This window comes from Kouleothrix sp. 19917, assembly GCF_057073505.1.
The window spans coordinates 4,257,558-4,277,008 of the sequence record NZ_CP097099.1 but is presented as its reverse complement, the minus strand read 5'-3'; the positions used below and the strand labels follow the sequence as shown (position 1 = coordinate 4,277,008).

At 63.2% G+C, this 19,451-nt stretch carries 18 protein-coding genes; 9 read left to right on the top strand and 9 right to left on the bottom strand.

Features of this window, described 5'->3' with window-relative positions; translation table 11 throughout:
- Positions 1 to 55: 55 nt before the first annotated feature.
- The 3 genes from M1P90_RS17485 (at position 56) to M1P90_RS17475 (ending at position 4,558) form a co-directional block, all read left to right on the top strand.
- A complete protein-coding gene (locus tag M1P90_RS17485) occupies positions 56 to 1,261 on the top strand; it encodes an NAD(P)/FAD-dependent oxidoreductase (RefSeq protein WP_483704519.1) in 1,206 nt (401 codons plus the stop codon).
- 402 nt (positions 1,262 to 1,663) lie between these two features.
- The gene (recJ, locus tag M1P90_RS17480) at positions 1,664 to 3,376 is read left to right on the top strand and encodes a single-stranded-DNA-specific exonuclease RecJ (protein ID WP_483704517.1); all 1,713 of its coding nucleotides are present in this window, start codon (positions 1,664 to 1,666) and stop codon (positions 3,374 to 3,376) included.
- A 141-nt stretch (positions 3,377 to 3,517) separates the two neighbouring features.
- Positions 3,518 to 4,558: a sensor histidine kinase gene (locus M1P90_RS17475; RefSeq protein WP_483704515.1), complete on the top strand. Its 1,041-nt coding sequence runs from the start codon at positions 3,518 to 3,520 to the stop codon at positions 4,556 to 4,558.
- 12 nt (positions 4,559 to 4,570) lie between these two features.
- Here M1P90_RS17475 and M1P90_RS17470 read toward each other — a convergent pair whose 3' ends face one another.
- From M1P90_RS17470 to M1P90_RS17455, 4 genes are all read right to left on the bottom strand, one after another.
- The gene (locus M1P90_RS17470) at positions 4,571 to 5,275 is read right to left on the bottom strand and encodes a diacylglycerol/polyprenol kinase family protein (RefSeq protein ID WP_483704513.1); all 705 of its coding nucleotides are present in this window, start codon (positions 5,273 to 5,275) and stop codon (positions 4,571 to 4,573) included.
- 35 nt (positions 5,276 to 5,310) lie between these two features.
- Positions 5,311 to 6,585: an FAD-binding oxidoreductase gene (locus M1P90_RS17465; RefSeq protein WP_483704511.1), complete on the bottom strand. Its 1,275-nt coding sequence runs from the start codon at positions 6,583 to 6,585 to the stop codon at positions 5,311 to 5,313.
- A gap of 84 nt (positions 6,586 to 6,669) precedes the next feature.
- Positions 6,670 to 8,136, bottom strand: a complete 1,467-nt coding sequence (locus M1P90_RS17460; protein ID WP_483704509.1) for an FAD-binding oxidoreductase — start codon at positions 8,134 to 8,136, stop codon at positions 6,670 to 6,672.
- Positions 8,137 to 8,278: 142 nt separating this feature from the next.
- The gene (locus M1P90_RS17455) at positions 8,279 to 8,761 is read right to left on the bottom strand and encodes a LysM peptidoglycan-binding domain-containing protein (RefSeq protein ID WP_483704507.1); all 483 of its coding nucleotides are present in this window, start codon (positions 8,759 to 8,761) and stop codon (positions 8,279 to 8,281) included.
- Positions 8,762 to 8,969: 208 nt separating this feature from the next.
- On the opposite strand from M1P90_RS17455, the gene M1P90_RS17450 reads away from it, so the two are divergent.
- Positions 8,970 to 9,338, top strand: a complete 369-nt coding sequence (locus M1P90_RS17450) for a response regulator (RefSeq protein ID WP_483704651.1) — start codon at positions 8,970 to 8,972, stop codon at positions 9,336 to 9,338.
- Between the two features lie 248 nt (positions 9,339 to 9,586).
- Here M1P90_RS17450 and M1P90_RS17445 read toward each other — a convergent pair whose 3' ends face one another.
- From M1P90_RS17445 to M1P90_RS17430, 4 genes are all read right to left on the bottom strand, one after another.
- The gene (locus M1P90_RS17445) at positions 9,587 to 10,078 is read right to left on the bottom strand and encodes an HIT family protein (RefSeq protein ID WP_483704505.1); all 492 of its coding nucleotides are present in this window, start codon (positions 10,076 to 10,078) and stop codon (positions 9,587 to 9,589) included.
- A 357-nt stretch (positions 10,079 to 10,435) separates the two neighbouring features.
- Positions 10,436 to 11,356 carry an SPFH domain-containing protein gene (locus M1P90_RS17440; RefSeq protein WP_483704503.1) on the bottom strand — a complete coding sequence of 307 codons (921 nt, stop codon included), beginning with the start codon at positions 11,354 to 11,356 and terminating at the stop codon, positions 10,436 to 10,438.
- The gene (locus tag M1P90_RS17435) at positions 11,353 to 12,336 is read right to left on the bottom strand and encodes an SPFH domain-containing protein (RefSeq protein WP_483704501.1); all 984 of its coding nucleotides are present in this window, start codon (positions 12,334 to 12,336) and stop codon (positions 11,353 to 11,355) included. Before M1P90_RS17435 ends, M1P90_RS17440 begins: the two co-directional genes overlap by 4 nt.
- Before the next feature lie 245 nt (positions 12,337 to 12,581).
- Positions 12,582 to 14,303: a DUF6909 family protein gene (locus M1P90_RS17430; RefSeq protein WP_483704499.1), complete on the bottom strand. Its 1,722-nt coding sequence runs from the start codon at positions 14,301 to 14,303 to the stop codon at positions 12,582 to 12,584.
- 207 nt (positions 14,304 to 14,510) lie between these two features.
- Between M1P90_RS17430 and hisS the strand changes: the two genes are divergently transcribed.
- The 5 genes from hisS to M1P90_RS17405 all read left to right on the top strand — a co-directional run bounded on the left by hisS (position 14,511) and on the right by M1P90_RS17405 (position 18,719).
- Positions 14,511 to 15,821 carry a histidine--tRNA ligase gene (gene hisS / locus M1P90_RS17425; protein ID WP_483704497.1) on the top strand — a complete coding sequence of 437 codons (1,311 nt, stop codon included), beginning with the start codon at positions 14,511 to 14,513 and terminating at the stop codon, positions 15,819 to 15,821.
- Positions 15,822 to 15,840: 19 nt separating this feature from the next.
- Positions 15,841 to 16,455, top strand: coding sequence for a Uma2 family endonuclease (locus tag M1P90_RS17420; protein WP_483704495.1), 615 nt, complete (start codon positions 15,841 to 15,843; stop codon positions 16,453 to 16,455).
- 12 nt (positions 16,456 to 16,467) lie between these two features.
- A complete protein-coding gene (locus M1P90_RS17415) occupies positions 16,468 to 17,106 on the top strand; it encodes a cyclodeaminase/cyclohydrolase family protein (protein WP_483704493.1) in 639 nt (212 codons plus the stop codon).
- Between the two features lie 285 nt (positions 17,107 to 17,391).
- The gene (locus M1P90_RS17410) at positions 17,392 to 17,952 is read left to right on the top strand and encodes a peroxiredoxin family protein (RefSeq protein ID WP_483704491.1); all 561 of its coding nucleotides are present in this window, start codon (positions 17,392 to 17,394) and stop codon (positions 17,950 to 17,952) included.
- Entirely contained in the window at positions 17,952 to 18,719 is a 768-nt protein-coding gene (locus M1P90_RS17405; RefSeq protein ID WP_483704489.1) for a prolipoprotein diacylglyceryl transferase family protein, read from the top strand. The genes M1P90_RS17410 and M1P90_RS17405 overlap by 1 nt, the downstream gene beginning before the upstream one ends.
- Here M1P90_RS17405 and M1P90_RS17400 read toward each other — a convergent pair.
- Positions 18,706 to 19,266 carry a Uma2 family endonuclease gene (locus M1P90_RS17400; RefSeq protein WP_483704487.1) on the bottom strand — a complete coding sequence of 187 codons (561 nt, stop codon included), beginning with the start codon at positions 19,264 to 19,266 and terminating at the stop codon, positions 18,706 to 18,708. The genes M1P90_RS17405 and M1P90_RS17400 overlap by 14 nt on opposite strands.
- Positions 19,267 to 19,451 lie beyond the last annotated feature (185 nt).

The window sequence follows — 19,451 nt, the reverse complement described above, 5'->3', positions numbered from 1 at the left end:
ACGACGCGGGCGCCTGGCGGCTGCCTTGTTCACCTGTTGTTGCAATGGAGCTTTCATGGATCTCAAATCGGGCTACCCGTTCTGGCCGATTAAAAATGGCCTAATCCGCAGCTACCCCACCCTGGCCGAAGATCTGCGCTGCGACGTGGCCGTGATCGGCGGCGGCATCACCGGCGCGCTGGTTGCCTATCATCTCGCGAAAGCCGGCGTTGGCGTGGTTGTGCTCGACCGGCGCGACATCGGCACCGGCAGCACCAGCGCCAGCACCGCCCTGCTGCAATATGAAGTCGATACGCACCTGGCCGACCTGATCGGCATGGTTGGGCGCGAACACGCCGTGCGCAGCTACCACCTCTGCCTCGAAGCCATCCACAAAATCGGCAAGCTGACCGAAGAGCTGGGCGACGACTGCGGCTACATGCCGAAAAAAAGCCTCTACCTCGCCAGCACCAGGCGCGACGTTCCCGCCCTGCGCGACGAGTACGAAGCCCGCCGCGCCGCCGGCATCCGGCTCGATTTCCTCGAACGCAGCGACATCACCAGTCGCTTCTCGTTCGACTACCCCGCTGCGCTGCTGTCCTACGACGCCGCGCAGGTGGATGCCTACCGCCTCACGCACGCCCTGCTCCATGCCGCCGCAGGCATGGGCGCACGCATCTACGACCGCACCACCATTGAGAAGTACGAGCACGAAGCCGACGGCGTGACGCTCACCACCGAGCGGGGATGCCGCGTGCAGGCGCGCCGCGTGGCCGTTGCCGCTGGCTTCGAGACGCAGCAATACCTTAAGCAGAAAGTCGTTTCGTTCAAAAGCACCTACGCATTCATCAGCGAGCCAACCAGCCCGGTCGAGGGCTGGGGCGAGGATGGCTGCCTGATCTGGGAAAGCGCGCGGCCCTACCTCTACATGCGCACCACCGACGACGGGCGCGTGCTCGTGGGCGGCGAAGACGACCTGTTCGACAGCGATGCCAAGCGCGACCACCGCCTGCCCAAAAAGACCGAGCGCCTGCTGAAGCGCTACAACGCCATGTTCCCGCGTGGCCCAATCGAGGTGGCCTACGCCTGGGTCGGCACCTTTGGCGAAACCAAGGATGGGCTGGCCTACATTGGCGAAACCCCCGAGTGGCCGAATGGCTACTTCGCGCTGGGCTATGGCGGCAATGGCATCACCTACAGCCTGATCGCCGCTGAGATCATCCGCGACCTTTTCACCGGCACGCCCAACCCCGACGTGGCGATCTTCCGCTTTGATCGCTAGCTTGATGACGAAGGACCGAGGACCGAGGACGAAAGATTCACCACAGAAGATTCAAGTTGCGGGTTTACATGTTGCAGGTTTGAAAGTTGCGAGTTGCAGGTTCTTCGGTTCTGTGGTTCTGTGCTTCTGTGCTTCTGTGCTTCTGTGCTTCTGTGCTTCTGTGCTTCTGTGCTTCTGTGCTTCTGTGCTTCTGTGCTTCTGTGCTTCTGCGGTTCTGTGGTTCTGTGGTTCTGTGGTTCTGCGCTTCTCGGTCTCTTTCGTCCTTCGTGCCTTCGTGCCCTCGTGGTGAAAACCCACTCCCAGGGTTTGCGCCGCCGTGTGGCAGATGCTATACTCACCCGATACAGGCCACATCTTCAATGCGCGCCTAGCGATCTCCAATCTGCAACACTATGAGGCTGCATGTCCGCTCGTAAAAAGCGCTGGGTGCTGCGCGACCCGGCCCCGCCCGCTGTTCTGTCGTCCATGCGGCATCTCGCGCCGGTTGTCGCCACCCTGCTCTACCAGCGCGGCATTCGCGACAAAGCCAGCGTCGACGCATTTCTGTCTTCCGACTACAAGAGCGGCTTGCACGACCCATTCCTGCTGAAAGGCATGGATGCCGCCGCGCGCCGGGTTGCCGCCGCTATTGCCGAACGCGAGCCGATTGTCGTGTATGGCGACTTCGACACCGACGGCGTGACGGCTGTGACGCTGCTGGTGCAGGCTATTACCGCAATGGGCGGCGAGATTCGGCCCTACATCCCGCACCGCCTGCGCGAAGGCTATGGCCTCAACACCGAAGCGATCGACCAGCTTGCCGCCGAAGGCGTGCGCGTGCTGCTCACCGTCGATTGCGGCATCAGCAACGTGCGCGAAGTCGCCTACGCCCGCGAGCAGGGCCTCGACGTAATCGTGACCGACCATCACACCCCGCCCGAAATTTTGCCCGACGCCTTCGCGATTGTGAACCCCAAGCAGCCCGGCTGCGAATACCCATTCAAGCAGCTGGTTGGCGTTGGCATCGCCTACAAGCTCGTGCAGGCGCTGGCGCGGCTGGGCCTGAAAATGCCGCTGCGCGGGCGCGACCTGCTGGATGTCGTGGCGCTTGGCACCGTCACCGACATGGGCCCCTTGCAAGGCGAAAATCGCATCCTGGTGCGCGCCGGCCTTGAGTCGATCAACGCCACCCAGCGCGCCGGCCTCAAGGCGCTGATCCTCGCGGCCGGGCTGGTGCAGGGCAAAGTCACCTCCACCGACATTAGCTTCATGCTTGGTCCGCGCCTGAATGCCGCCGGCCGCCTCGACGATGCCGTGCTGGCCTACAAGCTCCTGCTGGCCGACGACCCGGCCGCCGCGCAGGGCTTTGCCGAAGAGCTCAACAAAGCCAACCGCCGCCGCCAGGAAATGACCAAGGAAATTCAGCAGGTTGCGCGCCAGCAGGCCGACGACCTGGGCAAAGCCGAGCGCCCGATCGTCATCCTCGACAGCGCCGACTTCCCGGCCGGTCTGGTTGGGCTGGTGGCCGCCCGCCTGGTCGAAGATCTCGGTCGGCCCGTGCTGATGCTTGAGCGCGGCGAAACGACGTCGCGCGGTTCGGCGCGCTCGGTGCCCGATTTCAATATCATCGAGGCGCTCACCAGCTGCGACGACCTGTTTGTGCGCTATGGCGGGCACTCGGCGGCGGCGGGCTTCACCATCGAAACCGAAAAGCTGCCCAAGCTGGAAGAGCGTCTGCTGGCCTACGCCGCCGAGCACCTGCCCGACACGGAGCAGCTGCCGCCGCTCGATATCGACGCCGAGGTGCCGCTGGCGCACCTGAGCTGGGAACTGCTGGCGCAGATTGCTGTGCTGGAACCGTTCGGCCAGGCCAACCCACAGCCCGTGCTGATGAGCCGGCGCGTGCATGTTTCGGGCGCGTGGCCGCGCGGCGCGGAAGGCCAGCATCTCAAGCTGCGCATCGACGACGGGCGCGGCGGCCCTTCATTCGACGCAATTGCCTTCCGGCTGGGCAACCTGGCAGGCTATTTCGCGAAATACCCCTGGATCGATATTGCCTATGTGCTCGAAGCGCACGAGTGGAACGGCAACCGCACGCTTCAGCTGAACATCAAGGATCTGCGGCGGGCGCAGTAGCTGACATCTTTGTAATCAAATTCTTATAGCGGAAATCGGATTTTTTGATTATAGTTAAGTACAGCCTTCGCCACGCAGCGCGCTAGCTCACTCCCTATGTTCCGGCCCAGCGATATTGAAGTATGTGCTGAGGAGATCGCAATGTCCGCTTCCGCCACACAAACCGAACGCGAACACCTCTTCGCCACCAGTGCCAGCGTGCTGCGCGCGCTGCCAAGTGGTGCGCTGCTGATCGACATGGCCGGCAAAGTGCGCCAGATCAACGCGCGCGCCGAGCAGCTGCTCGGCGTGCAGGCCGGGCGGGTGATCGACCAGCCGGTGGCGGCGCTGCCGGGTGCCGAGCAGTTTGCGGCGATTGAAATTGGCGCGGGCGTGGCGTGCGAAGTTGCGGGGCGGCCACTTGCCGTGCAGCGCCAGACCTTGCTCGATGAAGATGGCAAGCCCGAAGGCGAACTATTGCTGCTGCGCGATTTGAGCGCCGATGTCGAAACGCAGCGCCGCCAGTACGAATATCTTAACCGCGCCCTGCACGATGTGCGCGTGCCGCTCCAGGCAATTGGCGGCGCGGCCGAAGGGCTCATGCGCGGCTGGTTTGGCCCGCTCAACGACGAGCAGCTCGAGTTCGCGACCATGATCAAGGAAAATGCCAGCCACCAGGGCGCGCTTTTTTCGCTGATCTACGACGCCTATGTTCTCAGCAACGATATTGCCCAGATGCACCCCGAACCAATCAGCATCGCTGGCGTGCTGCACGAAATCGAGCACGAGCGTGAGAAGCACTTTGCCGCCCGCCCGCTGACGTTTTCGGTCGAGCTGGAAGATGGCCTGCCCAACATTGCCGCCGACCGCACGCGCCTGCGCCAGTTGCTGCTGGCCCTGCTCGATAATGCGCTGCGCTACACCCAGCCCGGCGGCAGCGTTGCGCTGCGCGCCGCGCGCGACGGCAATGCCATCCGCGTCGATGTGGCCGACACGGGCGTGGGCATCCGCGCCGCCGACCAGCCCAAAATTTTCACGCCCTTCTTCCGGGGCGACAACCCACTGAAAGAAGGGCGCTACGGCGGCCTGAGCCTGGTGATCGCGCAGCGCATTGCGCAGCTGCACGGCGGCGATCTTGCCTTCACCAGCACCGAAGGTGCCGGCACGACCTTCACGCTCACCATCCCCATTTCGGGCGGCTAGCCCGAAATTCTGCTAGCCCACCACCAGAAACACCGCCAGCGCGGCGGCAAACGGCACGCTCAGGTTATCGGTGCCGCGCGGCGACATTGCCTCGGCAGCGGCGGCGACCAGTGCGGCGAACGTGGCTGCCAGCGCGGCGCGCCCCGGCGAAACAGGCGCGGCCAGCGGGCTAAGCGGCGAGCCGGGCAGCAGCACCAGCACCAGCCAGATCGCCAGCACCGCCGCCACCACCAGCGCCGCCGAGCCTTCCCACGAGCGCTGGCTGCGCCCGACGCGGTAGCGGTGCCAGCCATAGCGCAAGCCCACCAGCGCCGCCAGCGCGTCGCCCCAGGTCAGCGCCATTGCACCCGCCACCGCCACCGGCGCGCGGTCGATTGGGCCTTGCGGCCGCCACAGCAGCGCAAACAGCACCGTGATGGCGAGCGCGAAATACACCGTGCCGGGCGTGCCATGCTCACTATCCATCGAGCCAAACATGCGGTAGCGGTAAAAGAAATAATTCCCCGCGATAAACGTTGCAAATGGCAGCACGCCCCACTGCCAGTGATCGAACAGCGCCAGCGTGCCAAACACCCACATGCCCGCGCCAATATGCACAAGCTTGCGCGTGAGTTCCTGCGAAACACCCACTGCGCGGCGCAAAACTTCGGCCAGCGCGATCAGGCCAATCGCATAGGCGTAAGAGGCAAGCAGGCCAACCAGGTCGTTGCTTGTCATAAAAACGGCTCGTATGTTCTTTCAGAATGTAAACTTTACAGGCCTTCGAGAAAGCGACCAGGGTTGAGCTGCCCGCCGGGGTCGAACTCGGCCTTGATGCGCTGCATCAGCTCGAAGCCAGCCGGAAGCGCGCCCCAGTGCGGCAGGTTCGCGTCGCTGGCGGCCCATTGCAGGCCGGGCAGCGCCGCCAGCGCGCGTGGGTCGGCGGGGGCAGGCAGGCGCGCATAGATCACGCCGTTGAGCGCGCGCGCGCTGATCAGTGCCTGCCCGCCGGCCTGCTGCTCGATCTGCTCGATTGTGCGCGCAACGTCGCCCGGTAGCACAGCCAACTTCAGCAGTGCGGTGCCAGCGGGCAAGGTGTCGAGCTGCGGCAGGTCGGCAATCCGCAGCCACAGCTCGGCTTCCTGCTCGTGATCGAGCCGCGCCGCGCCACTGGCGCGCTGATCTTCGGCCAGCGCGGCCAGGTCGTTCATATGGCGCTCGACGGCGGCGGGCAGCCCTTCGGCGCGCAAAACCAGCGCGCAGCCGCCTTCAAAGCCCAGCTCGGCCAGCGCGGCGCGGTTGAGGTACTCGGCGGCGGTAGGCGTGAGCTGGGTGGCGTGCACGGCGTCGAGCATGGCGAAGGCCGCGCCGGGGCGCGCAAAGCGGCACAGGAACGTGGCGGCCGCCCGGGGGATGGGCAGCAGCTTGAAGTTTGCCGTGGCGATAACGGCCAGCGTGCCAAAGCTGCCGTGGTACAGCTTCATCATGTCAAAGCCGCTGACATTCTTCACCACCATGCCGCCGCCACGCGAGACGCGCCCGCCCACTTCCACAACCGTGATGCCAATCAGCAGCTCGCGCAGCGTGCCATAGCCCAGCCGGCGCGGGCCGTCGGCGGCAGTGGCGAGCAGGCCGCCCAGCGTGGCGCGGGCCGGGCGCGGCGGGTCGAGCGGCAGCATCTGGCGGTGGGTGCTGAGGTAGTCGTTTAGCGCGCCAATTGTCATGCCCGCGCCAACCGAGATCGTCAGGTCGTCGGGTTCGTGCTGCAGCACCTGGTTCAACCGCGTCGTGTGAATCACGAGGTCGAGCTGGCGCGGAGGGTGCCCCAGGCTTTGCTGCGTGCCGCCGCCCCACGGCACGATTGCCGCGCCATGTTCGTGCGCCACGCGCATGGTCGCGGCAAGCTCTTCCAGGCTGCCCGGCGCGGCCACACAGCCAGGAACGACGCCCTGCACGGCGTAGGCTGCACATGCTTCAGGGCCTGCCAGAACGTGCTCGGGCGAAAGTATGGCGGCGAGGGCAGCGCCGAGCCGATCGTGCTGAGTCATATCACGTCCTTGTGCTAGTGCTTGATGGGGCCAGAACGGCTAGCGCAAAGGCTAGCCGTCGTGCATGGGCCACGAGGAAAAGCGTTACAGCCACGCGCCCGCTGGCGCGCCAGCCACGTCGGCGGGGCGCAGCCCGGTGCGGCGCAGGGCCGCCAGCTCGCCGCAGCCGCGCCCGGCCGGGAAAACCTTGCCGGGGTTGAACAGCTCGTGCGGGTCGAAGCATTGCTTCAGGCCGGCCATGGCTGCCAGGTCGTCGGTGGAGAACAGCAGCGTCATATAATCGCGCTTCTCGACGCCAATGCCGTGCTCGCCGCTAATCACCCCGCCCTGCTCGATCGACTCGTGCAGCACGGCGCTGGCCGCCAGCAGCGCGCGCTCAAGCTCGCTCTTGTCGCGTCGGTCGAACAAGATCAGCGGGTGCAGGTTGCCATCGCCAGCGTGAAATACATTCGCAATCGGCAGCTTGAACTCGCGCGACACCTCGCTGACGCGAGCCAGCGTGGCGGGCAGGCGCGTGCGCGGCACCACCGTATCGACCAGGTAGTAGCTGGGCGAAAGGCGGCCCATTGCGCCGAACGCATTTTTGCGCGCCGCCCACACCTGCGCCTGCTCCTCGGCAGTCTTTGCGGGCCGTACCTCCATCGCGCCGAAATCGCGGCAGGTGCCGGTTATTTCGGCCAGCAGGTCGTCAATTCCGTCGCTGACGCCATCCAGCTCGATCAAGAGCGCCGCGCCCGCGCTTTCGGGCAGGCCCAGCCGGTACATGCCATTCACGGCCTTGATCGCCAGTTGGTCCATCATCTCCAGCGCGGCGGGCAGCAAGCCACGCGCAATCACCGTCGAAACTGTCTGCGAGGCGGAAGGAATGTCGGGGAACAAGGCCAGCACCACGCGCTGCGCCTCGGGCAGGCGCGTCAGGCGCACCCACGCCTCGGTGATCACGCCGCACATGCCCTCGCTGCCCGTCAGCACGCCCTGCACATCGTAGCCGATCCGGTCGGCACTGCCCTCGCCCGTCCACACCACGCTGCCATCGGGCAGCACCACGCGCAGGCCCAGCACATGGTCGGTGGTAGTGCCATATTTCAGGCAGTGCGGGCCGCCGCTGTTATTTGCAATATTTCCGCCCACGGTGCACGCGCGCTGCGACGACGGGTCGGGCACGAACTGGTAGCCAAACGGCGCGAGGTGCTGCGACAACTCCCAGTTGATCACGCCGGGCTGCACGCGTGCGCGGCGGTTACGCGGATCGACTTCAAGAACTTTATCCATGCGCGTGGTGGCGATCACAATGCCGCCCTGCATCGGCGTTGCGCCGCCAGCCAGGCCGGTACCCGCGCCACGCGGCACAATCGGCACGCCGGCACGCACTGCCAGCTTCACCACCGCAGCAACCTGCTCGGTGGTGTTGGGCAGCACCACCAGGTTTGGCGCGTGCAGGTCCATCACACAGCCATCGGCCTCGTATGTCATCAGCGCGGCGGCATCATCGACGACGGCACGGTCGCCAACAATTCGCCGTAGCTCGGCATTGAGATTCGCGCGTTCCATGCTGGCTCCTTGCTGCTAGCTTCAGCCGTGCGGGGAAACAATGCGGCCATGGTAGCACGTTTTGCCGCGTGTGTGATCGGGCCGAAAAACAAAAAGGGCGGCCTGCGCCGCCCTGCCAAAAATTGCGTTGCTGATTCGTTTCTTATTGAGGAATGCGCAGCACCTGACCGACAATCAGGCTATCGGGGTTTGCGATTGTGTTATTGGCAATAATATCGCGAACTGTGACGTTATATTGCTTGGCAATTACTTGCAGCACATCGCCTTTCTTTACCGTATACTCAACAAACGCAGGGCCGGCTGGCGCGGCAGTTGGTGGCTCGGGCGCGGCAGTGGGTTCCGCCGGCGCGGCGGTCGCTTCGGGCGCAGCAGTGGCTGGTTCGGCTGCGGCGGTGGGCTGCTCGGGCTCGGCGGCGCTGCCTGCCGTTGGCGTTGGTTCATCGGTTGGAATTGCGCTGGGCAGCTCTTCAATCACCTCAGTGGGTTGGCCTGCTACGGTTGGAACCCCGGGCAGCGCGCTAATCGTTGCGCCACCCGAAGATGACATACCTGTGACAAGATAGCCGGCGAGAGCAGCAATCACACAAAAGACAACCGCAACACCAATAATGGAATTTCGCTGCATACATATTCCTCCTGTGCTCAAAATATTAAGAAGATATTTGATACGCTTTATGTAGTAAACGCCGATGGGCCGTGTGATGCTACGCTCTTAGATAACGAGTTTGTCACATCTCAGGCTGTTGCAGCCCGAACGTATGGTAAGTCTGCATCTTCTGGTATAATAACCGAGACCGCCGCCTTGGTCTAGACGACGTAGGAGTGTCGTGAGCATGGAGCAAAAACGCACAATTTTAATTATGGACGACGATCTTGCCATGCAGACAGTGCTCGAAATTGCGCTGCGCGAGGCGGGGTATCAAGTCATCCTGGCGAACGATGGCCAGGAAGGGATCGAGAAAATCCGTGCGCTCAAACCTGACTTGGTCGTTTCCGATATTATGATGCCCCAGATGGATGGCGTCGAAGCATTCCACCTGATCAAGGAAGAGCTGCAGGATGAAGGCATTCCGGTATTCATCATGACGGCGCTGAACCGAAAGCCCTGGTTTGCCGACATGGAAGCCGATGGGGCTGTAATTCTCCAGAAGCCTTTCGAGGTTGATCAGTTCGTCCGCCTTGTCAACGATATGCTTCTGTAAGATTTGTAGCTTTTCCCGTGCTGTAATCGGGCGACACACGTTCTCTGCACTGTTTCAGCTTTTGTCCCAGCGCTGCCCGTATACGAAAAACCAGCCGCCAAACGGCTGGTTTTTTGTGTTGGTGCTAATTACTCTGGAAATAAGTCTATATAACGGAAACTTCCAGGAAGCCTATGTGATACCACATCCGCAAGAATATTTGCACGCCGTGGGGGTTCGGGGGCGGCTTCGCCGCCCCCGAATCTTCTTTATAATGCGTCGAACAAGGGCCGTAGGCGCCCGTAGGTTTGATCCAGTGCTTCTGGGACGAGCTTGGTGCCGCCAACGATTGGCATAAAGTTCGCATCACCCGTCCATCGCGGGACGATATGCATATGGAGATGCTCATCGATACCGGCACCGGCAGTACGGCCGAGATTCATGCCCAGGTTGAAACCGTGGGGCTGAAATGCAGCATGAAGCAGGGCTGTGCTCTTTCTTGTTAATTCGAAAAGCTCGGTGGCGATTTCTATAGCGAGGCCAGACAGGTCGGCTGTATGCTGATAGGGAACCACCATCAGATGGCCGGTATTGTAGGGGTAGAGATTCATTAGTACATAGCAATGCGCGCCACGAAAGAGGACCAAATTTTCGGAGGAAGGTTCTTCCGCGCCGCGCGCGCAGAGCACGCAGCCAGGTGTGTTGGGCGAATCGGCATTGCTGATATAGGCCATGCGCCAGGGCGTGAATTTAATCTCCATGAGTAATAGCGCCTTTCTGTAACGCTGTTATATCGACAAATCATACCATGAGATGTATTGAACGGAGTGCCACCAAGACGTTGCAGGTTCGATGGGTGAGGGGTATTGAAGTATGCCATTCCCGCTTGCCGGCAGTCGTTGATACAGCGTTGGTTCACAGTCACACAACTTTGACATGTAGCCATGGGAACGCATATGGCCGGGGCGTTTAGCAATGGCTCGGTGGACACAGGTGTCTATGCGATCAATATTGTGCAGTAAGGCTGGCTCGCGAAAAGCGGCAGGCGCGGATGGAAACTCCATCCGCGCCTGTTTTTTGTATGCTCGCTGTTTTGACAGTCGTCGTGCGACCCTGCGCTAGCGCCCGTCGGGCAGGCGCGGCGTGGCGGGTGGCGTTGGCTGGCTGGCCAGCAGCTGCGTCATGATCTCGCTGCGCGGCGGCACCAGCGTGATTGGCACCTTACCATCGGCCAGGCGCTGGTTTTCCAGAATTTCGAACAGTGCCTGCGCCACCTCGGGGTCGCGCGCAATTTCGTTCAGCGCCGCGCCAACGATGGAGGGGCGCATCGCCTCGGCTTTGGCGAACTCAATCGCGGCCTGGCGCTCGGCGGTGCTGGTGATGATGCTGACCTGGTTCGCGCCGTCCTGCCGGATCGCCGAGGTGACCTGGCGCAGGCGGTTGACGACCTTGGCCTCGATCTGGCGAATCATGCCTTCGTCGCGGAAGTGAACCTTGCGAATGTAGATCGACCCAAGCTGGTAGCCCCACTCGTGCGATTTGGGCGACACTTCGGAGCGCACGGCCTGGCTCATGGTGTGGCGCGTTTCGAGCATGTCGGCGAGCGGCATATTGCTGAGGTTGCGCACCACGGCGTTGCTGACGTTCGCCGCCAGCGAGCCGCGTGGGTCGGCGTTTTTGAACAGAAACGCAACCGGGTCGCTGATGTACATTTCGTACCAGATGCCAATGCCCATTGGCGCGCCTTCTTCGGAGTTGACCGGCTGCGAGCGCAGGTAGATCTGGTCGCGCCGCATGTCGAGCACGTGGCGGCGGCCGGCGAAGTTGATGAAAAAGGCGGCCGGGCCGAGTTTCAGGGGCAGGAAGTACAGCCCCGGCTCGCGCAGCACGGCCACGACTTTGCCAAACAGCACATAGACGTGGCAGGTGCCTTCGCTGACGATTGCGTACAGCCCGAACATGCGCGCAAAGGCCAGAATGATCGGAACGATCAGGAAGCTCAGAACGAACGTGATAAAGGCGGCAATAATAAAGCTCATTCCCGCACCTCCAGAATAGCACGCTGGGCCAGGTTGTAGAGCCGCAGCCGGACGTTGCGCAGGTAGAGCTCCAGCGCACGCGGGCCGTTGCGCTTCAGCTCGGTCAGCTGCGCCGCCATGGCGCGCAGCGGTTCGACTTCGGCCTGGGCTTTGAGCGTTTCGATCTCCACGGCGCGGCGCGACTGCACGATCTTCTGGTCGGCGGCGGCCTGCGCAAGGCTGATGTCGGACGACACCTGGTTGTGGGCAGTGTTGATTGCGGCCAGCGCCGACTCGACCTCGGGCGGCGGGTCGATGCCGGTGATCAGCGAGGCGTCGAAGGTGATGCCGTAGCGCGCTTCCGAAGAAAGGCACTCGCGGTCCATCAGCTCGTTCAGGTCGCGCAGGTTTTTGCGCAAGTCGTTTATCGACACGCCCGTAACGATATTATTGTCGAGCTGGACGGTGTCGAGCGGGTTGCCGACGCGTGGCGCTTCGAAGTTGGCGATGCGCTCGCGCAGGATGGAGATGAAGTAGGCCAGCACATGCACTACCGGCTGCTTGACGCCAAACAGGTAGGCGTAGAGATTGCGCTCGCAGGCGCGGTAGCGGATCTGGCCGGTCAGGTTGATATTCAGCTGGTCTTTGGTGACGGCGGCAAGCTCGGTGCCGCCACGGTTGGCAGCCGGGTCTTCCGGGTCGAAGGCCATGTTGACAGTCTGCGTGGCAATCGAGACCTTGTAGATGCGCTCCCAGGGCCATTTCCAGTAGGGGCCGCCGGGCTGAATCACGCGCACCTGCGGGTAGGCGTAGCGGTCGCGCTCTTCGGGCCGCAGATATTCGACAAACGGGTCTTCGAGCGTGGATTTGCCAATGCGCTCGGCGCGGCCAAAGATCGTTTTCACGGCGCGCTCGTTCTGGTTGACGGTGTAGAAGCCGCCGATCAGGTAGCGCACCAGAAACCAGGCCACAAAACCAAAGATCATTCCTGCAAAGACCATATGCGTTCCTTTCGCTTTTACAACGTTTGGGCGCGATTGTCGCGGGGCTACGCTCCTTTGCTATTGGGTACGAGAGGATGGGTTTTCAAGTTGCAGGTTTTCAGGTTGCAGGTTGCCGATACTGGAAAGAGTAAATATTTACCGCAAAGAAAGCAAAGGGCGCGAAGGTTTTACGGTTCTCGGTTCTGCGGTTCTGCGGTTCATCGCCACTGAAACTCAACACTCAACACTCAAAACTTCCCTGCTCACCCCTTCAGGTGGCCGACTTCCTGCTGCAAAATGCGCCGCGCAATTGCCAGCGACGTGGCGTAGGTCGGGTCCATGCCGAAGTAGGACAGGTTGCGCGAGCCGAGGTTGAGGCCTTTGCTGTAGGGCGTATCCGATGCGTAGTGCAGAAAGCCCAGGTCGAAGGGCGGGCGCAGAAAGCTGACGTTCTGGTCGCTCGGGTAGCGCTCGGCAAATGTGTGCTCGTAGATCGCGTTCAGGTACGGCCCGCCTTCCATCTCCACGTCGGTGAAGAAATCGCGGTACAGCGCGTCGAGGAAGGCGGTGTTTTGCAGAAAGGTGCCGCGCGACGTGACGGCCTTCTGGTTGTCGAGCACGCTGCCGTGCGCCAGGTAGGGCTCGACATCGGCGGCGCTGAACGCGGGCGCGAAGCTGTAGGTGTTGTCGGTGTGCTCGTCGTAGATGATGTTGGGAATAAGCACGTCGCCGATCTTGCCGTTGAGCGTGGCGGCCTTGCCCAGCACATACACGCCGCGCAGCTCGCCCACGGTGCGGCCAACGATCTTCAGAATGTGGTAGGCCGCCAGCCCGAGCGGGTAGTCGATGTTGATCAGAATGGCGTTGCTCTCACGCAGCGCCTCGACCCCATCCACGCGGATGCGCGGGTCGAGGCAGGATGGCTCAAGCTTGTTCAGCTCGATCACCTGGGCATCGACATCGACATAAAATTTGCTCGGCACGCGATGAATGCCAAGCTCCTGCTCTTCGGCGGCGCGGCGGGCGAAATAGGCTGCGCTGGAGGGTTCGGACTGGTATTTTTTCTGCACGTAGTAGAAGAAGTTTTCCAGCGACGACGGCACCTGCTCGTCAACAATCTTCTCGTACTCGGCCAGCAGCCCGCCGTGCTCGCGCTCGCGAATAAAGCTTAGCAGCTCGTCGGTGTTGCGCAGCGCAAAGCCCGACAGCAGGTTGATCAGGCTGTGGGTGTTGCTCGACACAAAGTAGACCGGGCGCTGGCTGAGGCGGATCGGTTCCAGCTCGTGCTCGATTTTCCACCACCAGCGCAGCGTGGCGCGCTCGTAGTCCATGATCGAGCCGCCCAGCATCCGCACGGCGAAGCGCTTTTTCCAGGTGCCAATGCGCAGCAGCCGCGCGGGCATCTGGTCGCCCCAGATCGTGCGCAGGCGCGCCACGTCGTCGCGCTCGATGCCGGCGCGCGCCAGCAGGGTGGCCTGCTCGTCGGCGGGAATGTCGACATGGTCGCGCAGGCGCTCAAGCGCGCCAAGCAGGTGGTGGTCGGTCAGCAGGGTGTGGATTTTGTTCCACTCGATCTGGAAGGCGACCAGGATGGGAATGAGGTCGTCGACATCGGACGGGCTGGCGATCAGCACGGCCAGGGTTTCTTTGCCATCGAAGAACATTTTGCGGCGGCGGCCCGGCGCGCTGACCGGCTGCCAGGTGAGCACATCGCCGTAGCCGTGGCGCGCAAATACTTCGTGCGACTGGCCCATCAGCACCAGGCGCACCGCGTCGATGCAGGCGGGCAGGCGCAGGGAGGTATAGGTCAGCGCGGCGGGGTCGGGCGTGGGCTGGCGGAGCTGGTGGTGCAGGCTTGGCTCGAAGGCCGCGTATTGTTCAACCAGAGCTTGAATCTGTATCTCGCCGCTGCTGCGCAGAAGCGAGTGGTAGGTGCGGTGGAACAGATCGAGCGGCGCGCGAACGGCGTGGTCTTTCAGGTGCATGGCGTGCCTCATATGCAGTGGGCGGCGAAACGATCGGACGAATGCCGCGATCGTGCGCATTTCGCTGACTTGCCGGCGCTGGCAATTCGTCACGCTGCTGCCAGTATACCAGATACGCGCCGCACTGCACCCGCCATTTGGCCGACCATACTGCGAACGACGTATGGTATCATAGCTGGCACATTCCAGCACGTATGGAGGAGCGGTATGAGCAACAAGCCACAAAATTTCAAAGGGATGCGCGATCACCTACCGGCGGCGATGATCCTGCGCCAGCATATCATCGCAACGCTGAGCAGCGTGTTCGAGCGCCATGGCTTCGAGCCGCTCCAGACGCCGATTATCGAATATGCGCGCACGCTCGAAGGCAAGATCGGCGACGAGGAAAAGCTGATCTATCACTTCGAAACGGCGGGCGGTGATAAGGTCGCCCTGCGCTACGATCAGACGGTGCCGCTGGCGCGCGTGATTGCGCAGTATCAGGGGCAGCTGGTGTTTCCGTGGCGGCGCTATGCGATCGGGCAATCGTACCGTGGCGAGCGCCAGCAGCGCGGGCGCTACCGCGAGTTCTGGCAGGCCGACATCGACATCATCGGCTCGGCCTCGCCGATTGCCGACGCCGAGATCATCGCGGTGCTGACTGAGTCGCTGCAGGCGCTGGGCTTCAGCGGCTTCACCACGCAGATCAACCACCGGCAGATTCTCGCTGGCGTGGCGCGTGCCTCGGGCCTGGACGAGGCGGCGGCTGGCGGGGTGTATCGCGCCATCGACAAGCTCGACAAGATCGGGCCAGATGGCGTGCGCGAAGAACTGCTGAAAAGCGGTGTCGCCGCCGACGCGGCCGCGCGCATTCTTGAGATGGTGCTGCTCCATGGCGCGCCCGGCGATGTGCTCGAAGAGCTTTCCGAGCAGCTATCTGGCGACGAGCGGGCGCAAAGCGCGCTGGAAAACCTGCGCGCCATTCTGGCCTACCTGCCCGAGCTAGGCGTGCCAGCCAACACCTACGCCGTCTCGCCGCAGCTGGCGCGTGGCCTGTCCTACTACACCGGCGTGGTGTTCGAAAGCGTGCTTGAGTCGCCGCCAATGGGCTCGCTGCTGGGCGGCGGGCGCTACGACGAGCTGGTGGGCGCGTTTGCCGGCCGGCCCATCCCAACCGTCGGGCTGGCCTTTGGCATCGAGCGCCTGCACGACCTGATGGAAGAATTGGGCATGGGCCCGGCCAGCCGCACCGTCGCGCAGGTGTTTGTGACGCTGTTCGACCGCGAGCGCGCCCCGGCCAGCCTGGCGCTGGCGCACGATCTGCGCGCGGCCGGCTTCAAGGTCGAAACCGCGCTCGACGCGGGCGACAAGCTCGGCAAGCAGTTCAAGTATGCCGACCAGCGCGGCATTCCTTTCGCGCTCGTGCTTGGCCCCGACGACCTGGCGCGTGGCGAGGTGGTGGTGAAAAACCTGCGCAGCGGCGAGCAGCGCAGCGTGGCACGCAATGACGTTGCGGCGGCGCTGCGCTCGGGCGAGTAGCGCGGGCAGGAGGCCTGTTATGACGACAACAACCGAACCATCGCGCGGATTTCTTGCGCCAAGCTGGGAAGTCGCACACCTTTTTCCGGTGCAGGGTCGCTGGTCGGAAAGCGACTACCTCAACCTCACCGAACACACCAACCATCTTGTCGAGCTGTCGGATGGCTATGTCGAGGTGCTGCCTATGCCAACGCGCCGCCACCAGAAGATCGTGCTGCTCTTGTATCGCCTGATCTATGAGTTTATGGCCGCCAATAGCTTAGGCACGGTGCTCTGCGCCCCTTTGCGTGTACGCCTCTGGGAAGGCAAATTTCGCGAGCCCGACTTGGTGGTGATGCTGGCCGACCATCGCAGCCGCGAGCATGAGGCGTTTTTCGATGGCGCTGATCTTGTCGTTGAAGTGGTGAGCGACGACGCGCCCGAGCGCGATATTGTGACCAAACGCCAGGAGTATGCGCAAGGCGGTATTCCCGAATATTGGATTGTGGACCCGCGCATAGAGCAGATAAACGTGCTGCGCCTCCAGGGCGCGGCGTATCAGCCGCAAGGCGAGTATCGCCGCGGCGACGTTGTGCCATCGGCGTTGCTGGCCGGGTTTCAGGTTGCGGTAGCTACCGTTTTTGATGAAAAATAAAGGCAAAGAAGCATGAGCGAGTCATTTCTCGAAAGCCCGCTGGGCGGCTTCCTCGACGCGCTGGCCAGCGGCAGTGCCACGCCCGGTGGCGGCTCGGTGGCGGCGCTGGCGGGCGCGCAGGCCGCCGCGCTGGTGGCGATGGTCTGCAACCTGACGATTGGCAAAAAGGCCTACGCCGCCTTCGAGCCCGAAGCGCGCGCGCTGCTGGCCCAGGCCGAAGTGCTGCGCACCCAGCTGCAGGATTTCATTCAGGCCGACACCGACGCCTTCGACGCGCTGATGGCCGCCTACAAGCTGCCCAAGGCCACCGAGAGCGAGCAGGCTGCGCGCAAGGCGGCCGTGCAGGCGGCCACGATCAAGGCCACCGAAGTGCCGCTGGCCATGGCCGCTGCCGCCCGCGCCGTGCTGCCGCTGTGCGCCCCGCTGGCCAGAAGCGGCAACCGCAGCGCCGTAAGCGATGTTGGCGCGGCGGCGCTGGCCGTGCGCGCGGCGGTGCCAACCGCGCTGCTGAACGTCGACATCAACCTCGGCGCGATTGAGGATGCCGCCTTTGCCGAGCAGGCCCGCGCCCGCGCCGCCGAGCTATTGGAAGGGCTTGACGAAGGCGTGGCAGCGGTGGTATCTACGGTGCGGGCGCGTATTCTGGGCTAGGCGCAGCGCTTCAAATACGAGATACCAGAAAGATTTACCACCAAGACACCACGACACCAAGAAGAGCATTCTGAAGCCTTGGTGCCTTGGTGTCTTGGTGGTTATGATTTGGAAAAAAGCGAGCCAGATGCTTGGCAGCGCCGCAGCGCCCGTGCTGTGCCTGGCGCTTTTTCACACCCCGCCGCCGATACCCGGGCGGCATGCTGGCAATAATTTCTCAGCTGAACTCCGTGCCCTCAGTGCGCTCTGTGGCTTTATTTCTGCTCTTTGCTGCGAGGAATACCCATGCTCGAATGGCTGCGTGATGCCCGGCGCTGGCGCGCGCTCGTGCTTGCAACCCTGCTGCTGGGCGGCACGTGGATCGCGCTGTCGGCCACACCCGCGCCGCCCACCGTCGCCAGCGCCAGCCCGCGCGAAGGTTTCGCCGCGCCCGATTTCACGCTCAGCACCCCCGATGGCGCTGCCCTCGCCCTGAGTAGCCAGCGCGGCAAGGTCGTGATCATCAATGTCTGGGCGAGCTGGTGTGGCCCCTGCCGCGCCGAGATGCCCGCCATCCAGCAGATCTACGACGCCGAGCGCGAGCGCGGCCTGCAGGTGCTGGCCGTCAACAGCACCGTGCAGGACACCGCCGCCCATGCCGAGGCATTCATCAGTGAGCTTGGCCTGAGCTTCCCCATCCTGCTCGACACCGACGGCGCAGTCACACGCGCCTACATGGTGCGCGCCCTGCCCAATACGTTTATTGTCGATCGCAAGGGCGTGATTCGCTCGGTGATTTTTGGCGGGCCGATCAGCGCGGCGGTGCTGGAAACCAAAGTGGGCGCGCTGCTCGACGAGGCGCCCTGATGCTGCCCGTGCTGCAAATTTGGCGGCTCGCGCTGCCCGCCGCGCCGCTGGCGATCATGCTGGGCGCGTGGCTGGCGGCCTGGCTGGCCGAGCGCGAGGCGGCGCGTCTTGCACTCCCCGCCGACACGATCAGCACGCTCACGCTGGTGCTGCTGGCCGGCTGGGTAGTCGGCGCGAGGCTGGGCTACGCCGCGCAGTTCGCCGCCACCTACGCCGCCGATCCACTCAGCCTCCTGTCGCCCAACCCCGCCACCCTCGATCCGCGCGCCGGCCTGCTGCTTGCCGCGCTGGCCGGGCTGGTCTTTGGCTGGCGGCGCGCCCTGCCGCTCTGGCCCACGCTCGACGCGCTTGCGCCCGGGCTGGCCGCGCTGCTGCTGGCGCTGGGCGTGGCGCACCTCGCCAGCGGCGATGCCTTTGGCGCGCCAGCCGACCTGCCCTGGAGCATCACGCTGTGGGGCGCGCGCCGCCACCCCTCGCAGCTCTACGAGATTGCTGCGGCGCTGCTGTTGCTCCTGGCGTGGTGGCGGCTGCGCGACTGGCTGCCCTTCGCGGGCGCGGCCTTTCTGCTGGTGCTGGGCGGCGCAGCCGTCACACGCCTGCTGCTCGAAGCATTTCGTGGGGATAGCTGGCTGCTGGTGGGTGGCATGCGCGGTGCGCAAATTGTGGCGCTGGGGCTGGTGCTGATGGTGCTGGTGCTGCTGCGCCGGCGTGCGCTGTCCGCTGATGCGGGGCAGGTGGTGGCTACAGAAAGCGCTACCCGAGGATAGTGTCGATGCTGACCGTCAGGGGTGTGAGTACAGTGGTGGTGAACTGTTCGCCACGCTGATACGTAATCGCCTCGGCAAAGCGCCCGCGAATGGGCCGAACGTAGCGCTCAATTGTATCGTGGCTGAGGTCGATAACCCACACTTCTGGGATCATTGCTTCTGCATAGCGCGGCAGCTTTTCGTCGCGATCGTATTCCAGCGACGCGTCGGCAACTTCTGCAACAAGAATGATGTCTTCGGGGGTGGGAAGTGATGCCGCATAATAATCTGAGCGGGCGTGAAGCACGGCAATATCTGGTTCTGGCTCAGAGTAATCGGACAGGCGAATGGGGTTTTGCACGCTCACAATCGCCTGGCCGGCGATGTGCATATTGAAAATAGTGTTGAGACGGTTGACACAGGCGACATGCCGGCTACCAATCGGGCTCATTTCACGCACCTCTCCTGCCAGGAGTTCGACGCGCTCGTGTTCCTGCAGAATGCCGCTTTGAACCATGCGTTCATACTCGCTGGTGGTGAAGAGGCGACGTATGATCTGTGTGGTCATATGCCCAATCCTCAGTAACACAGTAGCCCGCTCATTTCAGGATAAGTGTAGCATAGCTGTCTCGGAAGTGCTTGCGCTCAGCAATCGATTCAGGGCTATGTCAAAGTCCGAAAATTTATCACAGATGACGCTGATGACGCAGATTTGCGACCCTTATCTGTGTAATCGGCGTAATCTGTGGATAG

Coding starts and splice junctions, on each gene's coding strand:
- M1P90_RS17485 (WP_483704519.1), top strand. CDS start 56: ATGGATCTCAAATCGGGCTACCCGTTCTGGCCGATTAAAAATGGCCTA.
- recJ (WP_483704517.1), top strand. CDS start 1,664: ATGTCCGCTCGTAAAAAGCGCTGGGTGCTGCGCGACCCGGCCCCGCCC.
- M1P90_RS17475 (WP_483704515.1), top strand. CDS start 3,518: ATGTCCGCTTCCGCCACACAAACCGAACGCGAACACCTCTTCGCCACC.
- M1P90_RS17470 (WP_483704513.1), bottom strand. CDS start 5,275: ATGACAAGCAACGACCTGGTTGGCCTGCTTGCCTCTTACGCCTATGCG.
- M1P90_RS17465 (WP_483704511.1), bottom strand. CDS start 6,585: ATGACTCAGCACGATCGGCTCGGCGCTGCCCTCGCCGCCATACTTTCG.
- M1P90_RS17460 (WP_483704509.1), bottom strand. CDS start 8,136: ATGGAACGCGCGAATCTCAATGCCGAGCTACGGCGAATTGTTGGCGAC.
- M1P90_RS17455 (WP_483704507.1), bottom strand. CDS start 8,761: ATGCAGCGAAATTCCATTATTGGTGTTGCGGTTGTCTTTTGTGTGATT.
- M1P90_RS17450 (WP_483704651.1), top strand. CDS start 8,970: ATGGAGCAAAAACGCACAATTTTAATTATGGACGACGATCTTGCCATG.
- M1P90_RS17445 (WP_483704505.1), bottom strand. CDS start 10,078: ATGGAGATTAAATTCACGCCCTGGCGCATGGCCTATATCAGCAATGCC.
- M1P90_RS17440 (WP_483704503.1), bottom strand. CDS start 11,356: ATGAGCTTTATTATTGCCGCCTTTATCACGTTCGTTCTGAGCTTCCTG.
- M1P90_RS17435 (WP_483704501.1), bottom strand. CDS start 12,336: ATGGTCTTTGCAGGAATGATCTTTGGTTTTGTGGCCTGGTTTCTGGTG.
- M1P90_RS17430 (WP_483704499.1), bottom strand. CDS start 14,303: ATGCACCTGAAAGACCACGCCGTTCGCGCGCCGCTCGATCTGTTCCAC.
- hisS (WP_483704497.1), top strand. CDS start 14,511: ATGAGCAACAAGCCACAAAATTTCAAAGGGATGCGCGATCACCTACCG.
- M1P90_RS17420 (WP_483704495.1), top strand. CDS start 15,841: ATGACGACAACAACCGAACCATCGCGCGGATTTCTTGCGCCAAGCTGG.
- M1P90_RS17415 (WP_483704493.1), top strand. CDS start 16,468: ATGAGCGAGTCATTTCTCGAAAGCCCGCTGGGCGGCTTCCTCGACGCG.
- M1P90_RS17410 (WP_483704491.1), top strand. CDS start 17,392: ATGCTCGAATGGCTGCGTGATGCCCGGCGCTGGCGCGCGCTCGTGCTT.
- M1P90_RS17405 (WP_483704489.1), top strand. CDS start 17,952: ATGCTGCCCGTGCTGCAAATTTGGCGGCTCGCGCTGCCCGCCGCGCCG.
- M1P90_RS17400 (WP_483704487.1), bottom strand. CDS start 19,266: ATGACCACACAGATCATACGTCGCCTCTTCACCACCAGCGAGTATGAA.